This is a genomic window from Marinibium conchae (assembly GCF_015595035.1).
In the GTDB taxonomy this organism is placed as follows: Bacteria; Pseudomonadota; Gammaproteobacteria; order Enterobacterales; family Alteromonadaceae; genus Glaciecola.
Window position 1 is genome coordinate 452,553 of the sequence record NZ_JADNRN010000002.1, and the last position, 23,689, is coordinate 476,241.

Sequence of the window (23,689 nt, forward strand, 5' to 3'; positions counted from 1 at the left end):
CAAAGAACATTTTTTACAAAGAATCTCGCTTAAAGACAAACATTAGCAGTTTTTTATATTATTTTTGTAAATAATAGGTTAATGTTGGTTAGGTGGCCTTACCAATGATAAGGCATGGTAGTATACTTTTTAAACACTTGTCAAAGAATTCATTTAGCGATGAGCGAGATAAGCACAAAAAAACATTCTTGGGCTTATCCAAACGAATGTGCCGAATAAAAGGCAGTGCAAAATATAATAAGAGAAAGGAGTGGTAATGAGCGGTATTGCTTGTGTCGGTGAATGCATGTTGGAACTGACAAACTTACCCAATGGTGACTTCAGAATGGCTTACGGTGGAGATACTCTCAACACCGCTGTTTACATGGCTAGGCTAGGCTCCTTAGTACGCTTTATTACTGCAGTAGGTAACGATGCATATAGTGCTAACATGCTGGCAGGTTGGCAAAGTGAAAACGTGGGTAGCGATACTGTTTTCGTAGACGACAAGCACAGCTCCGGTTTATACGCTATTCAAACAGATGAGCATGGCGAGAGAAGTTTCAATTATTGGCGAAGTGACTCAGCTGCCAAGCATTTATTCCATTCATCCGATAGTTACCATGCTTTGTTAGCCTCTTTTGATATGGTGTATTTTTCTGGGATTACTTTGTCATTGATGTCCGACACGAGTTTTGATGCCTTACTTAAGAGACTTTCGGAAATAAGAAAAGAGGGAGTGAAAGTTGTCTTTGATCTTAATTATCGCCCGAAAAACTGGCACAGTGCCGAGGCCGCAAAGTCACGCATTGATCACTTTTTACAAGTCGTCGATATTGCCCTACCTAGTTTTGATGATGAACAGCTCTTATTCGATGATAAAGATGTAGATACTTGTATACAGCGCTACCGTAGTTGCGGTGTGTCCGAAATAGTCCTTAAACATGGTGAGAATGGCTGTTATGTGTCAACGCCTTTGATTGGGGATAAAAGGTCACACAGCATTCAGCACTTCCCGGTTAAAAATCTCATCAGCCCTATTGATACTACTGCCGCAGGCGACTCTTTCAATGCTGGCTATTTAGCAGAGAGACTCAATGCGGGTAGTATCGCCGATGCTGTTACTCGCGCTCAATCGTGTGCGGCCTTGGTTATTCAGCACCGCGGTGCCATCGTAGATAAACACCTCTTTCAGGACGCAAATATATGAAAACTGCCCTAATTATTCTAGCTAAGCCTGCAATCACTGGGCTGTTGACACTACGGAAAACTAAGCGCACGGCAGCTAGGCTTGCCATGATGGTCAGCTCAATATTGCTTATTGTAGCTTTGAGTGCTTGCAGCGGCGAAAGTGATACTAAAACCTTACGCATTGCCCACGGGCTTGATGTTAATCATCCCGTTCATCAAGCTATGGTGTATATGCGAGAACGGCTTCAAGTGTATTCTGGTGGCAGCATGGATCTGTTGGTATATCCCTCTGGGCAGTTAGGGTCTGAGCGCGAAAACTTAGAATTACTGCAAATTGGTAGTTTGTCGATGACCAAAGTGTCAGCTAGTTCGTTGGAAGCTTTTGTTCCTGAGATGAAAATGTTCAGCGTGCCGTATTTGTTTTCGTCTCCTGAGCATCTTTGGAATGTTTTGCAAGGAGATGTTGGTATGGAGCTTTTAGAAGCAGGTAAGCCTTATTACTTTTTGGGTTTAGGCTACTACGATGCTGGCAGTCGTAGCTTCTACACGACTGAAAAACCAGTATATCAGCCAGATGATCTTCAAGGTATGAAGATTCGTGTTATGAACAGTCAATCGGCGGTTAACATGGTGAATACCATGGGCGGCTCTGCTACGCCAGTGTCGTGGGGCGAGCTATATACCGCGCTGCAGCAAGGAGTGGTTGATGGGGCAGAAAACAACCCGCCGAGTTTTTATCTGAGTAAGCACTATGAAGTGGCGAAGTATTACCTACTCGACGAGCATACCTCTATTCCTGATGTATTGGTATTCAGCACAAATGTATGGAAGGAACTGACAAGCGAACAACAAAGCTGGGTGCGCCAAGCGGCTGCCGATTCAGTAACGAAGCAGCGAGCATTATGGAAAGCATCAACTGAGCTTGCTTTACAAGAAGTGAAGAAGGCTGGCGTAGAGGTGGTTGAGGCTGATAAGCGTCTGTTTGCGAATAAAACGGCAGTGCTCCGCGAGCAATATGAAGGAACAAAAATAGGTGCATTAATTCAGCGTGTATTAGCTCAAGATACCGGTTTATCTTCAGATGATCAAAACAGCCAAGGAGACGCACAATGAAATTACTATCACACTTGGCTGAACGCAGCGACACCTTACTGCGCTGGCTGTTAATTGTGCTAATGGCTTTATTATTGATTGATGTGAGCTGGCAAGTGCTTACGCGTTTTATTTTGCCTAAGCCCAGTTCATTTACCGAAGAGCTAGCACGTTTCTTGTTGATATGGATTGGTTTACTGGGTAGTGCTCATGCCTATCGCCACAAAATGCATTTAGGAATCGATGTATTTGTTCGAACAATGTCGAGCAATAAAGCCTTAGTGGTTTCTCGTTTTGTACAATTGATTACTCTGGCCTTTGCGCTAGCAGTGCTTGTGTATGGCGGAAGTAAATTAGTCTTACTTGCGTATCACTTAGAGCAGAAATCCGCGGCAATGCAAATCAACATGGGTCTTGTGTACTTGGCTTTACCAATCAGTGGGGCTTTGTTTGCCTTATTCGCTCTTGAGCAAATGTTCGCGATACCACAAAGCACTGAGGAGCTAGTTTAATGGATTCAACAATTATTATTTTACTAGTTAGCTTTGTAGTATTGCTTGCCTTACACACTCCCATTGCAATAGCTATTGCCGTTGCCACGGTGCTAACAATGTTAGCAACAATGGGAGTTGATGCTGCATTAACAACAGTGGCTCAGCGCATGGCCAGTGGCCTTGATAGTTTCGCCTTGCTAGCAATTCCTTTCTTTATTCTCTCTGGCTACCTAATGGGTCAGGGCGGTATTGCCCGCAGGCTGATTAATTTCGCCATGGTACTTGTCGGTAGGTTTTCGGGCGGCTTAGCATTTGTAAACGTCATCGCTTGTGCTTTGTTTGGATCAATATCGGGCAGTGCCGTGGCAGCGACATCGGCGATTGGGGGTTTTATGATCCCAGCGATGAATAAAGAAGGTTACGACAAGAATTTTAATACCGCGGTAACGGTGACCGCTTCAACAACAGGTATGCTCATTCCACCGAGTAATATTCTTATCATTTATTCACTAGCGAGTGGTGGTGTATCAATAGCCGCATTATTCATGGCCGGCTATATTCCAGGTTTGCTGGTGGCCCTTTCCTTAATGTTAGTCTGTGCTGTTTATGCAAAGAAAAAGAATTTTCCGAAGGGCTTAAAATATAGTTTTGCGGAAGGTTTACATCATCTATTTGCGGCTATACCCTCTTTAGCCCTCATTATAATTGTTATTGGCGGCATTATTGCTGGCTACTTTACGCCCACTGAGGCAGGTGCCATAGCTGTAATCTACGCACTGGTTCTCTCGCTTGGTGTGTATAAGGAAATAAAGTTAGAAGAGCTACCAGATATTCTGCTGAAGTCAGTACAAACCACTGCCATCGTGATGCTATTGATTGGTGCATCAGCGTCGATGTCGTGGATGCTGTCTTACGAATTCATCCCACAAAGCTTTACTGAGCTGGCGCTAAGTCTATCTGAAAACCCCATTATGATACTTTTACTTATCAATATTATGCTATTGGTGGTGGGTACCTTTATGGACATGACGCCAGCGGTGTTGATCTTTACACCCATACTAATGCCCGTGATGGCGGCAATGGGAATATCCCCACTGCATTTCGGTATCATGATGATTCTTAACCTATCAATTGGGCTTTGTACTCCACCAGTCGGAAGTGTACTCTTTGTTGGCTGTAGTATTGGTAAAACACGCATAGGTGAGGTTGTTAAGCCATTGCTACCTTTATACGCGGCTATGTTCGTTTGTTTATTACTAGTAACGCTATTTCCTCAATTAAGCGAAGCATTACCAAGAGCGGTTGGGTTGATAGAGTAGGAATTTAGATTGTTCAAGCGATATCCCGTCGTTCCAGCGATATCCCGTCATTCCAGCGATACCCCGTCGTTCCAGCGATGACCCGTCATTCCAGCGGAGGCTGGAATCTAGGCTACAAAAGCTCTCGCTATATTTCGTCTAAGGCGCTAATCACATCATCAATGATGTCTTCACTGCGCTCACAACCCACACTAAAACGAATAGTACCCTCTGGGATATCATCGCTTCCCCAACGAGCCCTGCGCTCTGCCATGCTGTGTACACCACCAAAACTAGTTGCTTCATAGACTAAATTGCAAGCCCTGAGAAAAGTGTCGGCGGCTTCTTTATTGGCCAATTCAAAACTGATAATAAAGCCGTTTATTTCTTGTTGTTTTTGTGCAACGGCATAGCTGGGATCACCTTGTAAGCCAGGGTAACGCACAAGTGCTACTTTAGGGTGCTGTTGGAGCTCAAGGGCTAATAACTCAGCATTCTCACACATGCGCTGTAACCGGATGTCTAGGGTCGAAAGGCTGCGGTGAACAAGCCAGGTCTCCATTGGCCCTGGAATGTTTCCTGAGTATTTTCGCCAATCTCTTATTTTTTCGATGAGTTTGGTGTTTTTTGATGCTACGTGCCCAAACACAACATCGGAATGTCCATTTACCGCCTTGGTGTCGGCGCACATGCTTATATCTGCGCCCAAGGCAAGTGGCTGCTGACCTAGAAAGGTTAGGGTAGTGTTATCAATGGCAAGTATGCCACGTTTAGCATGGAGTTTTTGCGCGGCCAGAGCAATATCAAAGGTGTCGAGCATTGGATTGCTCGGTGTTTCTAAGAGCGCCAGCGAAATGCCATCAAAGTCAAAATTATCGATATCTTTGCTTGCGATAGTCTTTAATTTAATGCCAAATTTTACCAAATAAGTCTGTGCATAATGACGAACAGGACCATATCCATCACTTGGCAATAGAATGGTGTCGCCGGGTTCAACCAAGCTAGTTAGAATTGCTGATGCTGCTGACATTCCCGACGGAAAGACAACGCAGTCGCCACCCTCAAGTTCGGCAAAGCCTTGTTCTAATGCCGCCCAAGTGGGTTGATTAAAACGACCATACTGGTATTCACCTGAGCTTGTTTCTCCCGATAAGTGAAAGGTACTGGCAAACTCAGGGCCACTTTTAAATGACTGCCCATTTTTTGGTGCCGGCGCACCTGCATTTATACTGCGTGTTGCTTTAGATATGGGCTTGTTCATTGTCGGTTTTTAACTTCATTTAGCTTTCTTTAATTTTGGCAACTTCTATAATATCGAACGAAGTATCTTCGTCACCTTCAAACAGCACCGAGCATTGACCCCATGATTTTGGTATTGACCAATATGTATCCGTTGCGACGGTATATTTAGTGCGTTTATTCCTGCAACGAATGTCTAGCATATCTAGGTCCCCGTCTACGTTCGATATAGCAAAGGTGCTTCGGTAGAGTTCATGCTCTTTTACGCCTCGTTCATCTATTGTTGCTCGTTGCACCAAATTATCGTCGCTGTTGAGCATATTATCTAAACGTTCATAGTAACTTTTTAGGTTTGCAAACTCTTCATTAGCTCCCTCTTGTTCCATCAATGTAAGGTAAGTACCGTGTGCTTTTGAAAATTTCTGGGCTTGAAGCTGCAATATAAAAATTCGTGAGAGGTTATATTTGTAGTTTTTGTCACCTAAATATACTTTACTTTCGCCCCCAAAATTTGCTCTATTAAGGCTCTTGAGTTCTTCGCTTGGATCTTGCTTTAGGCCAGCTAAACGGGCTTTGAGCATCCAGTACCAAGCATTCTCGTACATGTTCCATATTTTTTTATTTTTAATTTTGTTGGCTAGTTCGGTCGCTTTTTCAAGGTCGTCATCTAGAATGGCCTGAGTCGCTTCTTTATACAAAGTGTTGAACTGTCGTCTTACCCCTTTGCTTTTATCATCGCGTTTGGAAGTGAGTAAGAAATCGAATTGCACCTCCATATCGCACTGTTGAATAGGCTTTCCATCTTGAGACGCAGGTTCAAATTTCCACTTTTTTATTGCTCTTATTGATTCTCTCTCAAAGTTTCTATCGCCGGAAGAATCTGTTACCACGGGGTCAATAACATTACCTTCCTCAGTAATGACGTAAGAGAATCTAACCCAGCCTTCCTGACCTCTACCGGCTGCTTCTTTGGGGTATCTGGGGGGTACACGTTTAAGAATTTCAGCTCTTTCAACTTCAAATAGTAGCTTGGCCTGCTCAGATTCAGCAGCTTGAAGAGGGCTGATCGTTAGTAGTGAAAGAAGTGAAGCGCTGGTGACGGCAGTAGAGAGTATGTTCATTTTCAGGTCCTTTTGAATGTTTCGTTGATACTAGCATGTAAAAGTAGCGATTTGAAAGTATCTGCTTTAATCGCTCTTCTCTCTTTTGCTAACTAATTACGAGCAAATATATGTTCGGCTGGATTAAATAATACCCACGAGGTAAGAATATACTTATCATTTGATATAGGGACGTTACCGCGATGAGTATGCGTGAAGCCGCTAGGCGCAATCACCATACGACCTGCCTTTGGCTTGATTTTTTTGCCTTGATAATAGAATTCAGTTTCGCCACCTTCATCAACGTCATTGAGGTAGAACATAAACAGCAGATTACGATGCAAGGCATCGACAGATCCTTGTTGTGGGTAGTTCTCGGAATGCCAATAAGGATAACCGCCATTGCCAGCGTCGTATTTTTGCGCATTGATTTCACCAATACGAAAAAGATAGTTAACAATGTCAGGTAGTCGCGGCAAGGCCTGCTCTTCAAAATTCTCGGTGGTCAGTTTAATGGGCTGTCCAGTTTTCACATCTGCCATAGTTAAACCAATAGGCCCAATAAGTGCAAACCGGTAGCGCTTGAAGTAATCAACTAAGTGCTTGCCCGTGGCTCGTGCAACGATGGGATAGAGTTCTTTAAATTCCTCAAAACGCGATATTGAAACATCGGTAGAGCGCTTTTTATCAGTATCAACACCACCGCCGGTTTCCCCAGGGAGGGTATGTTTACTCTTATTAAACGCAGCAATTATTTGCTCGCAAAGTTGAGGTGAAAGTACGTCATCAATCACCTCAATGAAGTCTGAATGTATAGCATCTTGTTGGGTGATAGCTCTGCCCTTACTCTTCGTGTATTAGATGCATTTTTAGCAGATCACGCACCGTATCGTCAATGCGAACAGCCTTTTTACTCTGGTAGTCAAAGCGAACCAAAGTTGTCGTGCCTTTGGCTTTTTTTACGTTGCTCTGCCAAAGTTCTTGGTATATTTCGAAAGAGCTATTGCCGATTTTGCTAATCCACGTTTTTACCTCAACGCCTGGGTCGAGATAAATTTGCTCCAGAAAATCCACATTATAATTGGCCAAGATGAGCGGCCAATTTTGTAAGTCTAAGTCGGGAGTAAAAAACCTGAAAATTGGCAGGCGAGCTGTTTCAAACCAGCCCACAAGTACTGTGTTGCTAACGTGTTGCAGGGCGTCTGTCTCATAAAATCGTACGTCGAATTGACAACTAAGCATGAATTATCCTCCTTGTTTTACCGCTAACATTGGCTTTAGGAAGCTACCAGTGTGAGAGGCTTTAACATCACAGATTTTTTCGGGTGTACCTTCAGCTACAATCATGCCACCGCCAGAGCCACCCTCTGGGCCTAAGTCAACAACCCAATCTGCGGTTTTTACAACGTCGAGGTTATGCTCGATCACGACGACTGTATTGCCATGGTCGCGAAGACGATGTAAGACCTCAAGCAACTGTTTAATATCATGAAAGTGTAAGCCTGTGGTGGGTTCATCCAGTATGTATAAAGTTTGACCCGTATCGCGCTTCGATAGCTCTTTTGCGAGTTTTACGCGCTGGGCTTCACCACCTGAGAGTGTCGTAGCAGATTGACCAAGACGAATATACGACAAGCCAACATCCATTAGCGTTTGCAGCTTGCGATTTATAGATGGGATGGCATCAAAGAACTCTCTTGCGTCTTCCACTGTCATCTCTAAAATTTCATGGATGTTTTTGTTTTTGTATCGAATTTCTAGTGTTTCACGATTGTAGCGCTTGCCCGCACATACGTCGCAAGGCACATAAACGTCGGGTAGAAAGTGCATTTCAACTTTAATGAGGCCGTCACCTTGGCAAGCCTCACAACGCCCACCTTTAACGTTAAAGCTAAAGCGTCCTGGCTTATAACCTCGTGACCGAGACTCTTGCGTGCCTGCAAAAATTTCTCTAATTGGTGTAAAAATCCCTGCGTAGGTCGCCGGGTTAGAACGTGGTGTTCTACCAATAGGGCTTTGGTCGATATCAACCACTTTGTCCATGTGTTCCAAGCCAGTAATTGACTTGTAAGGTGCTGGCTCATTTGTGGTTGCGCGGTTTAATTCGCGTTGAGCAATACGGTAAAAAGTGTCGTTAATCAGGGTTGATTTTCCAGAACCTGACACACCGGTAATGCAGGTCATTAAGCCTGTCGGTATTTTCAAGGTAACGTCTTTAAGATTGTTACCAGATGCACCTTTCAGTGTTACCCACTCTCGCCCTTTTGTTGCCGTACGCTTTTTTGGTATCTCTATGTACTCTCTTCCTGAAAGGTACTTTCCAGTGAGTGAGTGTTCACTGTTCATGATGTCTTCAAGCTTTCCTTGGGCGATTATCTCGCCACCATGCACCCCTGCGCCAGGGCCGATATCGACAATGTGATCGGCTTCTTTTATGGCATCTTCATCATGTTCCACGACGATTACCGTGTTGCCTAAATCACGAAGGTGACGCAGTGTTTTCAACAGTCGCTCATTGTCGCGCTGATGCAAGCCAATGCTTGGTTCGTCAAGCACGTACATTACCCCAACTAAACCGGCACCAATCTGGCTGGCTAAACGGATACGCTGGGCTTCACCGCCTGATAAAGTATCGGCGCTGCGTGACAGTGATAAATAGTTCAAGCCAACGTTGACCAAAAACTGTAAGCGGTCTTTGATTTCTTTCAAAATTTTCTCGGCGATTGCCGCTCGTTGCCCGCTTAAATTCAAGCTATCGAACAAGTCTAGTGACTCGGCAATCGACATTTCAGCGATCTGTGGCAAGTTTGTCCCTTCTATAAATACATTGCGAGCTTCTAGTCGAAGTCGTGTACCGGAACAAGTGGAGCAGTGCTGGTGGCTCATATATTTACCAAGCTCTTCACGCACTGTATTAGATTCAGTCTCGCGGAAGCGACGCTCCATATTCGGTATTATCCCCTCGAAAGGGTGCTTCCGCTCCATGATGTCGCCACGCTCGTTAATGTATTTGAACTTAACGGCTGTACCTTTACTGCCATAAAGCACGATATCTTGGGCTTTTTTATCTAAGTCTTGAAAAGGTTTATTCAGGTCAAAATTGTAATGATCAGCAACCGACTGCAGCATTTGGAAATAATAGTAACTTCGCTTATCCCAGCCTCGGATAGCACCGCCCGATAAACTGATTTCGTTATTCCCAACAACTCGGTGCGGGTCGAAGAACTGGCGAGTGCCCAGACCATCGCAGGTTTGACATGCACCAGCAGGGTTATTAAATGAAAATATGCGAGGCTCTAATTCAGTAATACTATAGCCACAATGAGGGCAAGCAAAGTTAGCAGAAAATACGATTTCTTCTTTGTCAGGCTCATCCATGTAGGCCACTTTCGCCGAACCCGATGATAGGGTTAGTGCAGTCTCAAAAGATTCTGCCAAGCGTAGTTGCAAATCATCGCGAACTTTAAAACGGTCGACTACCACCTCAATTGTATGCTTTTTGTGTAAATCGAGAGTGGGTGGATCGGTTAAATCACATACCTCACCATCAATTCGGGCGCGAATAAAGCCTTGAGCATTGAGACTTTCAAGGGTTTTTACATGTTCGCCTTTACGATCTTGAACAACCGGCGCGAGTAGCATCAACTTTGCGCCCTCTGGCATCTCGAGTACGCGGTCTACCATCTGACTCACTGTTTGTGCGTTCAATGCGACATCGTGCTCAGGGCATTTGGGCGTGCCAACACGGGCAAATAGTAAGCGAAGATAATCATATATCTCGGTGATAGTGCCGACTGTTGAGCGAGGATTATGAGAGGTTGATTTTTGTTCGATTGAAATTGCAGGTGAAAGGCCTTCGATGTGATCAACATCAGGCTTTTCCATCATTGATAAAAACTGACGAGCGTAGGCCGACAATGATTCAACGTAGCGTCGCTGTCCTTCGGCATAAAGTGTATCGAAAGCCAAAGATGATTTGCCCGAGCCTGAAAGGCCGGTGATCACAACTAGCTTGTCTCGTGGCAGTTCGATGTTGATGTTTTTCAGATTGTGGGTGCGCGCCCCGCGAACTTCTATTTTATCCATGATGCCCTTTGCTGAATGTAGTGAAGCGAATTCGAATCAGCCGATGATTATGCCACATATTCAGATTAATTACCTTGAATGATGCCTTTGTTACGGTTTTGTCTGTGTGAAGATCATGCAGTGATGAGCTAACCGTTTTCTTATGATATTATGCGCGCCCTGTTAACCATCATCGGATATTGTTGTATTGAATTCTAATGAGACTCGCGCTGCCATTACTCTGGCTCTAGTGTACGTGTTGCGCATGCTGGGGTTGTTTATGGTTATCCCCGTATTAGCTATCGCCGCAGTAGAGTATCCGGACTACTCTCCGTTATTAGTCGGTTTGGCAATAGGTGGCTATGGTTTGACTCAGGCGATTTTGCAAATTCCAATGGGTGTTTTGTCGGATAAGTGGGGCCGCAAGCCTGTTATCTATCTTGGTTTATCATTTTTCATTATAGGTAGTGTCGTGGCTGCTACTGCCGACTCCATGTTAATGCTAACCCTCGGGCGAGTACTACAAGGAGCGGGTGCGATTGCAGGCGCGGTGATGGCATTAGCTTCAGATGTGACTCGCGAATCACAGCGTGCAAAAGTCATGGCTATTATTGGTGTTTCAATCGGCTTTTCATTCTATCTTGCCTTACTGCTTGGACCGGCTATTGCGGGCTCTTATGGGGTACAAGGTATCTTTTGGATAACGGCAATATTAACGCTCTGTTGTTTGCCTCTTATTCATTTTGGTGTGAAGGCACCTGGAAGGCTTGAGCCAGCTGGCGATACCCTACCTCAACTCAGCCAGCTCAAAAGTTTATTTAGCCACTCTTCTTTATGGCGCTTGAATATAAGTGTGTTAGTGGTGCATCTTCTGATCACTTGTTTTTTTGTACAAGTTCCGGGGTTGTTGATAGCTCAAGAGTTTCAGTTGGGAGAGCATTGGAAAATATATACCCCCATTTTGATTATCTCAGTTTTCATATTAGTGTTGCTTATGAGAGTAGGTAAGCATTTACCAACCTCGGTTTCCTTTCTACTTTCACTAGGTTTGATGGCCTTGGCATTTGCTCTATTTTTACTGCCAACGTTGAACTGGCAGATTATCTGTGTGGCTGGCATTTTGTTTTTTGCTGGCTTTAATTACATGGAAGCTCATATGCCTGCTATGGTATCGAGCATTGCACCTGCTGGAAGAAAGGGAAGTGCTATGGGCATTTACGCCAGCCATCAATTTTTCGGTGCCTTCGCTGGCGGGCTATTATCCGGTTTACTATTGCAACAATTTGGTCAGCAGCAAAGCTTAATTGCATGCATTGCCATTGTTGCAGTTTGCATGCTCATTGTACTCGGACTATCTGATCAACAAAAAGTGAAACGACTAAGCTTAAAACTGCCGTCTTCTTTTATCGGTAGCACCCTGATGACAAAGCAAGTAAGTAAGCGTTTACTTGAATTAAATGGTTTGCTTGAGCTTGTATATGAAGCCAAAGATAATGCGTTTTATTTGAAGGTTGATAGCAAGGGTTTTGAGCTTCATCTAGCCAAGCAAGTAATAGCAGACTACGCAAAAAAAATGTAGGAATCCAGTCTTAGATTCAGGGTGCATTTGCTTGCACTTCAGAGTATATTAGTGACATAAAATTTTAGATGTTTAACAGGAGTTAGCATGGCCTCTAGAGGTGTTAATAAAGTAATTTTGGTTGGGAACTTGGGGAACGATCCTGAGGTAAGGTATATGCCCAACGGTAATGCCGTTGCAAACTTGAGCATTGCAACTAGCGAAAGCTGGAAAGACCAACAAGGCCAGCCTCAAGAGCGCACAGAGTGGCATAAAGTCACAATGTATCGTCGCCTCGCGGAAATAGCCGGCGAATATCTTAAAAAGGGTTCTTCAATTTATCTAGAAGGTAAATTGCAAACACGTAAATGGCAAGATCAGCAAGGTAACGACCGCTACACAACTGAAGTGATTGCCGACCAGATGCAAATGCTTGGGGGAAGAAGCGACGGTGGGAGCCAAGGTGGTCAATCACAAGGTGCTTATCAGCAACGTCCTCAGGGCGGTCAAAATCAAGGTGGCCAAAATCAAGGTGGTCAGAACCAAGGCGGCTATCAACAGCAAAACCAAGGCGGTCAAGCCCAGGGAGGCTACCAACAGCCAGCGCAGCAGAGTCAGCCTTCAAATGCGCCTAAAGCACCTCCTATGAGTGAGCCAGATTTTGACTTTGACGATGATATTCCGTTCTAATCAAAGACAAAGAACGTTGAAAAATAAGCTCAAAAGCCGCTACTGAAAGCGGCTTTTTTACTTCCATCAGTAATCTAAATGACTTCCCCTTTTAAAGCGCCAAATAACTTTATCTCGGACCGTAAACTGCATGTAGCCACTATAAAGCTGCGCTATTAATTCTTGTTTAGGCAACGCTTAAATTTCTTTATTTTCTCTCAGCGGTTTCTTTTTTATTCAATGTGTACTTTAATACAAAGACTTGTGTGATGTAGAGCATCATTGGGCAAACGAGAATTTGGATACTTACTATTTGATGAGTACGCAAAAAAACCGCAGAGCAGATGGCAAGTTGAGAGAAGCCATCGGTGACGTGCAAGCGAGCATGTTCGATCCTAAAGGTGCTGAAAACATCGTATTAAAGGCCTTACATCAAGCCAGCGAACTGTCAGAGGCGGATGTCGCACACTGTTCAATATTTACGGGACAGCATAAGCGTCTTTTTGGGGAGAATAGCGCAGATTTTCTTGTTCACTTTACGGGCAGCGCGTCGATTCACGACTCCGCTATCAAAGATTTATATAAAGGTGATGCGCTGCCGTCGAACGCGCTTATGTTTAACGGAAAGATTCCGCAGCGCTATGCAAGTATATTCAAAGCGGACTCTGCTATTTCAGCCAGTCTTTTTCTGCCAATAAAGTTACATGGTAAGAGTATTGCCTTTATTAGCTTAGCTAAAGCCGATGGTTTCTTTGATGCTGAGCTTATTGAACGTCTTAGCCCCCTTATCAAAGCAACAGTGTGTGCTTTGCAGAATACTGAAGCTGTTCGCGGCTCATTTCAAATAACCAACAAAGTCGTTAGCGATGATTATATTAGTGCATTAATATCATCTTCCCCCTCGGCATTACTCGTTGTTGATAAAAATCGCATGATCTGTCTGTGTAATCCGCGCTCTGTGCATCTTTTCCACGGCCAGGAGGATGGGCACTTTCAGTCCTTAACGGGCTTACCCATCGATAATTTCTTTCCTCAATATGATTCTTTTTTTGAGTGGTCTTCACAAATACATAAAGAAGAACTGGCCGAGGCTCCCACACTCCCTGTTCTCTGGGAGCGGCAACCGATATTTTTACTTGATGGTAAACAGGCACAAGCTCGCGTTTCTCTGTTTCAGTGTAATGTAGGGAAAGAAACTTATACAACCTTACAAATAGACAAGGTAGTAGAGCAAAGCGAAAGTCAATATCGTGGAGCCGTTGAGCCATCTATGCTGCCTTCGTTAATGGACTTGATGCCACTGGCGATATTACAGTTAAACAACGATTTAACCTGCTTGTATACCAATGAAATGTGGACCGAAATCTCAGGCTTAAGTGCGCATGAGAGTGAACATAACGCATGGCTCAGTGCAGTACATGATGAAGAGGTCCAAGGCCTTATAAAAGGCATTAAACTTGGGATGAATACGATGGGAGAGTATCGGCAAGAGCTGCGGATTATCTCTCCCTTGGGTGTTGTTAAATACATGGATTTTTTCGCTAAGGTGATACTCAATGACCAAGGTCATCGCCAAGGCATCCTCTGTACTTTTTCCGACATCACAGAAGCGCTACAAACCACAGAGAAGTTAACAAATGTCGCGCACTATGATGGTCTGACTGGCCTAGCGAACCGCTTACTATTCCAAGATCGCTTGGAGCAAGCCTTTATTGCCTCAGAGCGAGAGCGCTCGAAAGTATGTCTATTCTTTTTAGATCTCGATGGATTTAAACTTGTAAATGATGAGATGGGGCACGATGCAGGCGATATCATTCTCAAGCTAGTTGCACAGCGCCTTCAAGATATACTCCGTCGAAATGATACTATCGGCCGCTTTGGTGGTGATGAGTTTGTTATTTTGCTCGGTCACGATGATCACGATACCGAAGTAATTACGGTCGCTGAGAAAATAATTAAATTAATATCAATGCCTTACACTGTGCATCAACGAGAAGTGAATGTTACGGTGAGTATTGGTATTGCACAAGGAACCTCAGGCGATAGTAACCCAAGGAAACTGTTAAAACAGGCCGATTCAGCACTTTATTTAGCAAAGGACGACGGTAAAAATAACTTTAAAATTTTTGATGAAAAGTTGGATGCTGAAGCACGCAAACGTAATTTTTTAGTGAATCAGTTACGCCGGGGTTTAAAACAAAATAGCTTTAGTTTGCATTATCAACCCATTATTGATTCCGTGAGCGACAAGGTTAAAGGTTTCGAGGCGTTATTGCGCTTCACTGACGTCAACAATGTCGCGGTGGCACCTGATTCATTTATTGATATTTTAGAGGATACTGGGTTGATCGTGCCGGTTGGTGCTTGGGTCATACAACAAGTTTGTGAACAGGTTGCTAACTGGAAAGTGCGTGATTTATTTCCAGAAAATGGCTACATAAGCTTTAACGTATCGGCGAAACAGTTGGTGAATCACGAAGTATTGGGTGTAATCGAAAGTGCCATTAGCGATTCGAAGATATCCGGTAGAGATTTAGTGCTAGAGATGACTGAGTCAGTGCTTATCGATAATGCAGACTATGCTTTGAGGCTAATTAAGGACATCAAGGCCCTGGGCCTCAGAATTGCTTTGGATGATTTTGGTACGGGTTATTCGTCATTGAGTTATTTGCAGTCCTTCCCCTTCGACTTAATTAAAATAGACAAGTCGTTTATCTTGGATCTAAAGAACAACAGAGACAGTCGCAAAATCACCAAGGGTATTATTGCACTGGCGCATTCATTAGAAATAGAACTCATAGCTGAAGGTGTTGAAACCAAAGAGGCATTTGATTATCTACGTAAGAATGAAGTGGAATTATGCCAAGGCTTTTACTTTAGTCGACCGCTGCCAGAACGAGCCATAAAACAATTCTTGCTGTCTTACTCTGCCAAGCCAAGCAAGGCTGAATAAGGCAGAGTAAGGCAAGCTTGCTTATATCATTAGGCAGCGTTTTCCAAGATCCGTCTCGCTACGTCTGGATTAATATCTTTATGTTCGCCCATAGCATGCAGCTTATGTTTTTCCATCTGGGCAACCAAGGCATCAATTGCGCTAGCTTCGATTCCATATCCTGAAAGTGTTGTGGGTACGCCCATTTCTTCAAAGAAGGCGGCTGTTTTAGCAATCGCTTGCTCAATAATAGCGTCATCTGAGCCCTCAGTAATCCCCCACACTCGGCGACCAAACTGCAATAATTTGGCTGCTTTGTGTTCTTTCTTCTCCCGCATAAGTGACGGCAGCACAATTGCCAAGGTTTGCGCATGATCTAAACCATGAAGGGCCGTAATTTCATGGCCAATGCCGTGTGTTGCCCAGTCTTGTGGCACACCAACCCCAATGAGTCCATTTAACGCCATAGTGGCAGCCCACATAATATTTGCACGAACGTCGTAATTATCGGGTTCGCTTAATGCTTTTGGGCCTTCTTCGATTAAGGTACTTAACAAGCCTTCTGCAAACCGGTCTTGAACAGGGGCATTAACATCATAAGTGAGATATTGCTCAATTGTGTGTACAAACGCATCGACCACGCCATTTGCGACTTGTCTGGGAGGAAGCGAGAAAGTAACGCTTGGGTCTAATATAGCCACTTGCGGATAAACATGTGGGCTTGAGAAAGGCAGTTTATCTTGGGTGCTACGTTTTGTAATAACAGAATTGCCATTGCTTTCAGTACCAGTAGCCGGAAGCGTTAAAATACACGACAAAGGTAAAGCCGAGACGACTTTTGCGCCTTTTGCTAATATATCCCATGGGTCATCGCCCTCAAATTTTGCAGCCGCAGCGACAAACTTGGCTCCATCGATAACACTGCCACCGCCAACGGCCAGAATATAATCAATGCCTTTGCTTTCAACGAGTTCAATAGCCTTACTGAGTGTTTCCAAAGAGGGGTTCGGTTCAACGCCGGAGAACTCGACAAGGTCATGGTTGCTGAGCGATTCTATAACCTGCTGATAAACGCCATTCTTTTTAATGGAACCGCCACCGTACATCAATAAAACACGATGTGAGCTGTCGATTTCCTGACCTATATTTTGTATTTGACCCTTGCCAAAGACGATTTTCGTAGGGTTACTGAATTGAAAATTATACATTTTATCTCCTTAGAAATTTGGACTACAGCCCCACCGTTACTGGCATTGTTAGTATTTTGTTGCAAGTCACTTTTTGCTGATGGGTATAAGGTTGACTAGGTTGCGTAAGTTTTTACATACCTAATAGCATCATTCGATCACATAGAATCATCATTCATTCAAATATATTGATTTAGTTAAGTGTTTTTGTACCAAGGCCGATATTTCTTGTAAGAGGCAAGCCGAATTTGCTTTTTGCAAACGTGTAATTCACTTAACCACCATAGCATCAATTATAATTAGGTACGAATAAACCATGCGTTTGAGTTGGCGACAACTTATAAAGTCTAAACTGCGAGGGAAGTCTACATTCTTCTCTGTTGGCATTGCTTTCTCTGCAGAAAGTGTGTTGCTGTGTGTGCTACAGAAAAATGGTGACAACATAGATTGGGTCCTTGACGCTAGCTTCAGCCACGCTACATGGCGAGAACAGTTGGCCAACTATGTACAGAGTAACAAACTAGCAAACACCGACTGCTACGTTACGCTCACGTCACATTGGTATCAACTGCTACAAGCTGATCAACCGAAAGTAGAAGAGGATGAGATGTATGCCTCGCTAGCATGGCCTTTAAAAGAACTTCTCCCTTCCAACACAGATTATGTTTACGACTATATGACACCTCCAGCGCAGGTGGCAGGGCAGTCAAAGCTCAATGTAGTGGCGATTCCGAAAAAAGACATTAGAAACATTGCTAACGGCGTTTACGAAGCTCAGCTTAAAATGCGCAATATTTCAATCGAAGAAACCGCCACTATTGAATTAACGCCGCCATCCGACGATGCCGTAATGACCTTGGTGCAAGAGCACGGTGAAGAGATCGTGCTCAACGTAGTGAAAAATGGTGAGATGTATTTTACTCGCCGATTGAAAGGCTTTGAAAACCTTGGCAGCTTTAGCGAACATGAACTGTCAATGGGAATAACAGACAGCTTATGTGTGCAAATACAACGCTCAATGGACTATTTTGAAAGTCAATTGCGACAGCCCCCAGTTCGCAAAGTGCTGTTGAAGCTTGACACTAATCTAACTGATAGTCTTGCCAATCAAATCCAAGAAAACATGAATCTACCCGTGGTCAACTTTGAACCAGAGATTAATTGTGGGCCTGAGTTTAATTTTAAAATGGCAAGTTTTTCTTGCTTAGGTGCGGCTTACACCAAGCAAGCAAAAGTCTTATTAGAAGCAACAAAGAAAGCAAATACGACGAAAAGTGAAGAGGTGCGAACGTGAAAACACGCATCAACCTTTATAGAGATGAATTTAAACCTCAGTTTGTGTGGTTGTCGGTCACTAACACGCTGCTACTTTCTGTCGTAGTTCTATTTGTGCTACTAGGCATATATTATGTGTCATGGTCTGCTATGGATGCTAGGCAGACTAGCTTAAGTGAGCTACAGGCCAGCATAAAAGAGCGTCAAAACACGTTAGACGAGCTAACACTTCAATTAAGTCAGCGACAGAAGAACCCATTATTGTTACGCGAACTCGAGCAACGCCAATTTGTATTGGCGAATGTTTCTCGACTAGCTGAGAAATTAGACCTGCTTGAAGAAACCCAACGTTACCCCTTTTCAACTGCCTTTGAGTCATTCTCGCAAGCAAACCGGGATGACCTATGGTTGAGCAGCTTTTACCTGAGTAGCGAAGCTCAAATTATCGAAGGAAATATAACAAATGCAGAAGCACTCCCCGCTTGGTTACAGACCTTGGGGAAAACATCTTATTTTGCTAACAGTAACTTCGACTCAGCCTCAATTAGCACGACCAGTCCGGTATCAGCAGCGGGCGCACAGCAGCATTCAGCGCCGACTTCTGGGCCACTTAAGTTTGTACTCAAAAATGGGCAGCTTACAGAGCATAAAGGTGGTCAAAAATGAGCGGCAGAATGGCTAATTTAGAAAAAAAATTCAGTCAAATCTCTTTGCGCGAGCAGCGCTTGATATTTTATACACTTCCACTTGCGCTTTGCTTTGTGATGATTCTCAGTTTTATTGAGCCGGCGATCGCCAATGCAATGAAAGCTAGAGTTGATATGCAAAATGCGCGAATACAACTCACGACGGTGTCACAAAATGTAGAGTTGCTTGAATTGCAGCTTCAAGTTGATGTTGACGACGAAACAAGAAAGCAAACTGCAGCAATTAACGATGAAATTGTTAGGGTCGAAAAGCGATTCGAAAGTGAATTATCTAAATTGGTCATGCCAAGTGTGATGCCCTTAGTGCTAGAGAGCTTGCTTAAAGATGCCAACAAACTCGCTATTGTCAAGATGGAGTCCATCCCACCGTCAAACCTTTTTGCCAAGGAAAATGCTGCAGAAACTGCTGAAAAACAGGGTATACAAGAAAATGAGCAGCAAGCAATGCCAGTCTTATATCAGCATGGTTTACGGGTAGTGTTTGAGGGCACATATGCAGACGCCCAAGCATTTTTAGCTAAATCAGAAAATATGCAATGGCGTTTGTATTGGGACAGTGTGAGCTTGACTGCCAACGAGTATCCACGGTCTACGGTAGAGATTGAATTGTTTACCCTGAGCAGAAGCGAGGCCTACTTAAATGTTAACTAGTCGCAAAGCTGTATTCAGCACCGTCTTTAGTTTGCTATTTGCATTCTTGCCATTTACGCAGATTTTGGCCAAAGGAGATCCAACCAGACCTCCAGGTAAGGTTGAGCGCTTCGTTGAAAGTAGCATCAGTAAAGACGCTGCTATTGTGGTCAGCGCAGTACTCAAAAAGAATCAGGTGTATTACGCAGTTATCAATCAGCAGTGGCTTAAAACTGGCGAGAGTTATCTTGGATGGCGCGTAACTCGAATTACAAATAGCGCCGTGTATTTACAGAACATAAGTGAGCCGTCGGACAAAAGTGTGCGGTTTTTGGTGAATGAAAATAGTGATTTTAAAAAGCAGGCAAATGATGAATAGTTTACGAATCGGCAAGGCTTTAAGCCTATGTTTCATTGCGATTTCGCTGGCAGGCTGTCAAACGTCTGGGAAAAGTCATGTAGAAACATCGCTTGCAAAGCAATTAGATGAAGAGCTAGCGCGTTCGCAAGCCTTGCAAGAAGTGCAACCTGAACTCGCAGCTGCAGTGAGTGATTACCTCTTGGCTGGTGAGCAACAAGGCCGCAATGAAACACTCTTTGCAGCTGATAAATATGACATTAATGCTCGCCAAATCGACGCAGTGAGTTTCTTTTCGGGCTTAGTGAAAGACACGCCTTTTTCGGTTGCGATCCACCCTGAAGTATCAGGATTAATCTCTTTAGACCTCAAACAAGTTGAGCTTGATACGGTATTTGAATTGGTGTCTGACCTGTACGGCTTCCATATTGATCGAACTGGCAACATTTATAAGGTGTTCCCAGCAGGCATGCGTACCGAAACATTTTCAGTCAATTATTTACTTATGCAACGAGATGGCAACACTCAAACCAGCATCATTTCCGGCGGAGTATCTCAAAACGGCGGGAATCAAAACAACAGTGGCCAAAATAGTGGCGGTTTCAATAACTTCAGTGGTAATTCTCAGGTGGGTAATAATTTAGGTGGCAACAACAGTGGCGGCCTAAATGGTAACGTGGGTAGCAATGGCACCTCAATAACCACTAGAACCGAAACTAATTTCTGGGAGAACTTGGAGACGAGTTTAAAAGAAATGTTGGGCAACGACGAGGGCCGTTCTGTACTTGTTAGTCCTCAAGCCGGATTAGTCACCGTGCGTGCGTTACCTGATGAAATAAAAACTATCCGTAATTTCTTAAATATTTCCGAAGAAAGCTTACAGCGCCAAGTTATCATTGAAGCGCGTATTCTTGAAGTGGCTCTAAGTGATGAATACCAACAAGGTATTAATTGGAATCAAGTACTGGCACATGCGGGAAGCACCGATTTGGGCTTTTCGACCTCAGTGGCTAACCTAGGTAATGAGATTACAGCATCACTAGGCGGCATTACCTCTTTGTCTTTCCTAAACAAAGACTTCAGTGGTGTGTTGAATTTGCTTGATACTCAAGGCAACGTACAAGTACTTTCGAGCCCTCGAGTAACAGCAATTAATAACCAGAAAGCGGTGATCAAAGTAGGTGAAGACGAATACTTTGTTACCGATGTTTCTAGTCAAAGTACCATCAGCAACAGCTCAACTTCGGTCTCGCCAGATATTGGTCTTACGCCTTTCTTCAGCGGTATTGCTCTAGACGTAACCCCACAAATTGATGAGAACGGCAGTATTTTATTGCACATCCACCCCTCTGTGATCGAAACCGAAGAGCAAGAGAAGGTGATCACCTTAAATGAAGAACAATACATATTACCTTTAGCACAAAGCACTATTCGTGAATCGGATACGATTATTCGTGCAACATCGGGTGAAATTGTCGTGATAGGCGGCCTGATGCAGTCTGTGGTCACCACAGAGGATTCGAAGGTGCCCTTCTTAGGCGATATTCCGTTTATGGGTAACCTATTTAAAAATAAACGCGAGAAAGAAACCAAAAAAGAACTGATCATACTGCTCAAACCTACCGTGGTTGGCAAAAACACATGGCGCGATCAAATCGAAACTAGTCGTGAGCAAATGGCCGATTGGCTTTACGTGGAGTAGGCATGTATCTGTATCACTTTGGCATCAAAGAGTTACCATTCACGCTCACTCCTAATACGAGTTATTACTTTGGGCTTCCTAGTCATAAAGAGGCAATAGAAGTTCTGTCTACTGCTCTTAAAAGCGGCGAAGGTTTCATCAAGGTTACGGGCGAGGTAGGGGCAGGGAAAACGCTCATTTGTCGAAAGTTGCTCAATGAACTGCCAGATGGTTTTGTGACTGCCTATATTCCGAATCCTTACCTTTCCCCAGCGGAACTGCGCCGCTCAGTAGCAGCCGAGTTAAACGTTGAGCTACCAGAAGGTACCGATCAGCAAGAGTTTACCCAGCTTATTCAACAACGGCTTATTGAAATACACAAACAACACAAAAATGCAGTACTTATCATAGATGAGGCACAAGCCTTGCCGGATGAAAGTATTGAGGCATTGCGTTTGATGACTAACTTAGAGACAGAGTCGCAAAAACTGTTGCAAGTAGTCTTGTTCGGTCAGCCAGAGCTTGATCAAAAGCTTGGCCAGCCTAAACTTCGACAATTGCTTCAGCGCATTACCTTTTCTTATCATTTGAAGCTCATGAGTGCCGATCAAGTCTATCAATACGTTCGCCACAGAATGTCAGTTGCGGGTTATCGAATTGAAGGCCTATTTGATCACGCATGCTGCGAGCTAATGCACAAAGCCAGTGGTGGCACCCCCAGAATTGTAAACGTGCTTTGTCATAAAGCATTGATGCTTGCTTATGGTGAGGGAGTTCATAAAATCACAAAGGCACATGTTCTTGCTGCAATTGACGATACCGAAGCGGCCAAAACAGTGTCGAATAAAGGCGTCTTCTCATGGTTTTCTCGGCATTTATTCAATGCGGCCTCGGTTGTAGCGCTGCTTTGCATGAACATTGCCGCGACTGAAACAGGTTGGTTCCAATGAGCGTAGTTAACAAAATGCTCAAGGACTTGGAGCAACGTGAGAATGCCACAGCCAATAATGCTGATTATGTTCCAATGGAAGGTGAAGGTGCTAAATCACGGAGCTTAGTGGTGGGTTTAACCCTTCTTGTGCTCATACTCAGTGCATTGGTGTTGTGGTTGCTGCCTAAGCAACTTGAACGAAAAGATGTGGCGCAAGTGCTAGTGACACAAGAGCCAAGTCAATCCAGTTCCCCAAGGACGCAAAGCAAAAACTCGCAAAGTGATGCTCTCCAAAGCAGTGCTCTCCAAAGCGATGCCATCCAAAACGGCGCCCTCCAAAGCGGCGCCCTCCAAAGCAAAAACTCGCAAAGCGATCTCTCACAAACAAAACATGCGCCTAATACAAATGAGCAAGCTGAAAAGCTAGCCTCAGACAGCCTTGAAAGCGAGACGCTAAATAGTGCAGTAGATAATGTTGCCAATAGCTCTGCTCAAACGAATTCGGCAGCGATAAATCTCAAAGCTCAGCCCGCATCATCGTCGCAAGCCCACATAAAGACTGAGCCGACAGCTAAACCAAGAGTTGAAACAGCCATCGCGCTAAGTCCTGAGCCAAGACTTAAGGAAGGGCAAGAGTTTCAACAGAAAGAGCAAGCCCTGCCAAGCTCGGCAAAACAAGTGTTGTCTGAGCAAGAGCCGGTGTTTAGTGTTAGCTCCAATCGCAGAACGCAAGGTAGCAACAATATGCTGGAGCAGCGTATACAGTTATCGCTTAAAAACGGTGATACCGCCGCTGCCATAAAAGATTTAAACGAGCTTGTGCAGCGCGAGCCACGAAATATTGGTGCGCGCAAGCGTTTAGCCAGTTTGTCTTTCGCCCAAGGCGACCCTATAAGGGCAGCAATGCTACTCCATCAAGGGGTGAAACTGCATCCAGAAGATAGCAGTATGCGTCTCATGCAGGCCCGTTTACTCTTTCGGGAAAATAAAAATTCCCAAGCGCTTGCCATACTGAATGAACATCCTCCAACGGTGCTAGCGGACAATGAGTTGCTAAGTTTTCGGGCTGCTTTGGCCGAAAAACAAGGTGATTATGCTCGTTCACAAAGCGACTATTTAACCCTGCTACAAAGGCAACCAAATAATGCACGTTGGCTTTTAGGTTTAGCGATCAGCCAAGACAAGCAAGAATTTCATGAGCAAGCAGTTGCTACTTATAAACAAGTCAAATCCTCAAATCAGCTATCAACACAGGTTGTCAGTTTTGTTGATGGGCGATTGGCAGCGTTAGTGGGATCATAAA

Annotated in this window: 20 protein-coding genes; 14 read left to right on the forward strand and 6 right to left on the reverse strand. The window is 44.1% G+C overall.

Going from position 1 to position 23,689, the window contains the following annotated elements:
* The first annotated feature begins 256 nt into the window (after positions 1 to 256).
* The 4 genes from ISG33_RS09730 to ISG33_RS09745 all read left to right on the forward strand — a co-directional run bounded on the left by ISG33_RS09730 (position 257) and on the right by ISG33_RS09745 (position 4,075).
* The gene (locus ISG33_RS09730; protein WP_195733406.1) at positions 257 to 1,189 is read left to right on the forward strand and encodes a sugar kinase; all 933 of its coding nucleotides are present in this window, start codon (positions 257 to 259) and stop codon (positions 1,187 to 1,189) included.
* Between the two features lie 86 nt (positions 1,190 to 1,275).
* Positions 1,276 to 2,283, forward strand: a complete 1,008-nt coding sequence (locus ISG33_RS09735) for a TRAP transporter substrate-binding protein (protein ID WP_195733764.1) — start codon at positions 1,276 to 1,278, stop codon at positions 2,281 to 2,283.
* Positions 2,280 to 2,774 (forward strand): TRAP transporter small permease, encoded by a 495-nt coding sequence (locus ISG33_RS09740; protein ID WP_195733407.1) that lies wholly within the window; start codon positions 2,280 to 2,282, stop codon positions 2,772 to 2,774. The genes ISG33_RS09735 and ISG33_RS09740 overlap by 4 nt, the downstream gene beginning before the upstream one ends.
* On the forward strand, positions 2,774 to 4,075 hold the full coding sequence (locus ISG33_RS09745) for a TRAP transporter large permease (protein ID WP_195733408.1): 1,302 nt from the start codon (positions 2,774 to 2,776) through the stop codon (positions 4,073 to 4,075). Before ISG33_RS09740 ends, ISG33_RS09745 begins: the two co-directional genes overlap by 1 nt.
* 127 nt (positions 4,076 to 4,202) lie before the next feature.
* Here ISG33_RS09745 and ISG33_RS09750 read toward each other — a convergent pair whose 3' ends face one another.
* From ISG33_RS09750 to uvrA, 5 genes are all read right to left on the reverse strand, one after another.
* Complete coding sequence (locus tag ISG33_RS09750; RefSeq protein WP_195733409.1) at positions 4,203 to 5,315, reverse strand: cystathionine gamma-lyase; 1,113 nt, start codon at positions 5,313 to 5,315, stop codon at positions 4,203 to 4,205.
* 19 nt (positions 5,316 to 5,334) lie between these two features.
* The gene (locus ISG33_RS09755) at positions 5,335 to 6,414 is read right to left on the reverse strand and encodes an energy transducer TonB (RefSeq protein ID WP_195733410.1); all 1,080 of its coding nucleotides are present in this window, start codon (positions 6,412 to 6,414) and stop codon (positions 5,335 to 5,337) included.
* Between the two features lie 92 nt (positions 6,415 to 6,506).
* Complete coding sequence (locus ISG33_RS09760) at positions 6,507 to 7,187, reverse strand: 2OG-Fe(II) oxygenase (RefSeq protein WP_229333522.1); 681 nt, start codon at positions 7,185 to 7,187, stop codon at positions 6,507 to 6,509.
* Between the two features lie 49 nt (positions 7,188 to 7,236).
* A complete protein-coding gene (locus ISG33_RS09765) occupies positions 7,237 to 7,635 on the reverse strand; it encodes an acyl-CoA thioesterase (protein ID WP_195733411.1) in 399 nt (132 codons plus the stop codon).
* 3 nt (positions 7,636 to 7,638) lie between these two features.
* Positions 7,639 to 10,479 (reverse strand): excinuclease ABC subunit UvrA, encoded by a 2,841-nt coding sequence (uvrA, locus tag ISG33_RS09770; protein WP_195733412.1) that lies wholly within the window; start codon positions 10,477 to 10,479, stop codon positions 7,639 to 7,641.
* A 187-nt stretch (positions 10,480 to 10,666) separates the two neighbouring features.
* Between uvrA and ISG33_RS09775 the strand changes: the two genes are divergently transcribed.
* The 3 genes from ISG33_RS09775 to ISG33_RS09785 all read left to right on the forward strand — a co-directional run bounded on the left by ISG33_RS09775 (position 10,667) and on the right by ISG33_RS09785 (position 15,638).
* Positions 10,667 to 12,037: an MFS transporter gene (locus ISG33_RS09775; protein WP_195733413.1), complete on the forward strand. Its 1,371-nt coding sequence runs from the start codon at positions 10,667 to 10,669 to the stop codon at positions 12,035 to 12,037.
* A gap of 87 nt (positions 12,038 to 12,124) precedes the next feature.
* On the forward strand, positions 12,125 to 12,706 hold the full coding sequence (ssb, locus tag ISG33_RS09780) for a single-stranded DNA-binding protein (RefSeq protein WP_195733414.1): 582 nt from the start codon (positions 12,125 to 12,127) through the stop codon (positions 12,704 to 12,706).
* Positions 12,707 to 13,001: 295 nt separating this feature from the next.
* Positions 13,002 to 15,638 carry a putative bifunctional diguanylate cyclase/phosphodiesterase gene (locus ISG33_RS09785; protein ID WP_195733415.1) on the forward strand — a complete coding sequence of 879 codons (2,637 nt, stop codon included), beginning with the start codon at positions 13,002 to 13,004 and terminating at the stop codon, positions 15,636 to 15,638.
* A gap of 29 nt (positions 15,639 to 15,667) precedes the next feature.
* Here ISG33_RS09785 and ISG33_RS09790 read toward each other — a convergent pair whose 3' ends face one another.
* Complete coding sequence (locus tag ISG33_RS09790; RefSeq protein WP_195733416.1) at positions 15,668 to 16,825, reverse strand: iron-containing alcohol dehydrogenase; 1,158 nt, start codon at positions 16,823 to 16,825, stop codon at positions 15,668 to 15,670.
* Positions 16,826 to 17,120: 295 nt separating this feature from the next.
* Here ISG33_RS09790 and ISG33_RS09795 point away from each other — a divergent pair, with 295 nt between their 5' ends.
* Genes ISG33_RS09795 through ISG33_RS09825 form a run of 7 tightly spaced genes read left to right on the forward strand, consistent with a single transcriptional unit; the run spans position 17,121 to position 23,688 of the window.
* Positions 17,121 to 18,098: a uroporphyrinogen decarboxylase/cobalamine-independent methonine synthase family protein gene (locus tag ISG33_RS09795; protein WP_195733417.1), complete on the forward strand. Its 978-nt coding sequence runs from the start codon at positions 17,121 to 17,123 to the stop codon at positions 18,096 to 18,098.
* Entirely contained in the window at positions 18,095 to 18,745 is a 651-nt protein-coding gene (locus ISG33_RS09800) for a hypothetical protein (protein ID WP_195733418.1), read from the forward strand. Before ISG33_RS09795 ends, ISG33_RS09800 begins: the two co-directional genes overlap by 4 nt.
* Before the next feature lie 8 nt (positions 18,746 to 18,753).
* A complete protein-coding gene (locus ISG33_RS09805; protein WP_195733419.1) occupies positions 18,754 to 19,437 on the forward strand; it encodes an MSHA biogenesis protein MshJ in 684 nt (227 codons plus the stop codon).
* A complete protein-coding gene (locus ISG33_RS09810; protein WP_229333523.1) occupies positions 19,427 to 19,795 on the forward strand; it encodes a hypothetical protein in 369 nt (122 codons plus the stop codon). Before ISG33_RS09805 ends, ISG33_RS09810 begins: the two co-directional genes overlap by 11 nt.
* Positions 19,788 to 21,476 (forward strand): pilus (MSHA type) biogenesis protein MshL, encoded by a 1,689-nt coding sequence (gene mshL, locus ISG33_RS09815; RefSeq protein WP_195733766.1) that lies wholly within the window; start codon positions 19,788 to 19,790, stop codon positions 21,474 to 21,476. Before ISG33_RS09810 ends, mshL begins: the two co-directional genes overlap by 8 nt.
* Before the next feature lie 2 nt (positions 21,477 to 21,478).
* Entirely contained in the window at positions 21,479 to 22,405 is a 927-nt protein-coding gene (locus ISG33_RS09820) for an ExeA family protein (protein WP_195733768.1), read from the forward strand.
* Positions 22,402 to 23,688 (forward strand): tetratricopeptide repeat protein, encoded by a 1,287-nt coding sequence (locus ISG33_RS09825; protein WP_195733420.1) that lies wholly within the window; start codon positions 22,402 to 22,404, stop codon positions 23,686 to 23,688. Before ISG33_RS09820 ends, ISG33_RS09825 begins: the two co-directional genes overlap by 4 nt.
* Position 23,689: the final 1 nt, after the last annotated feature.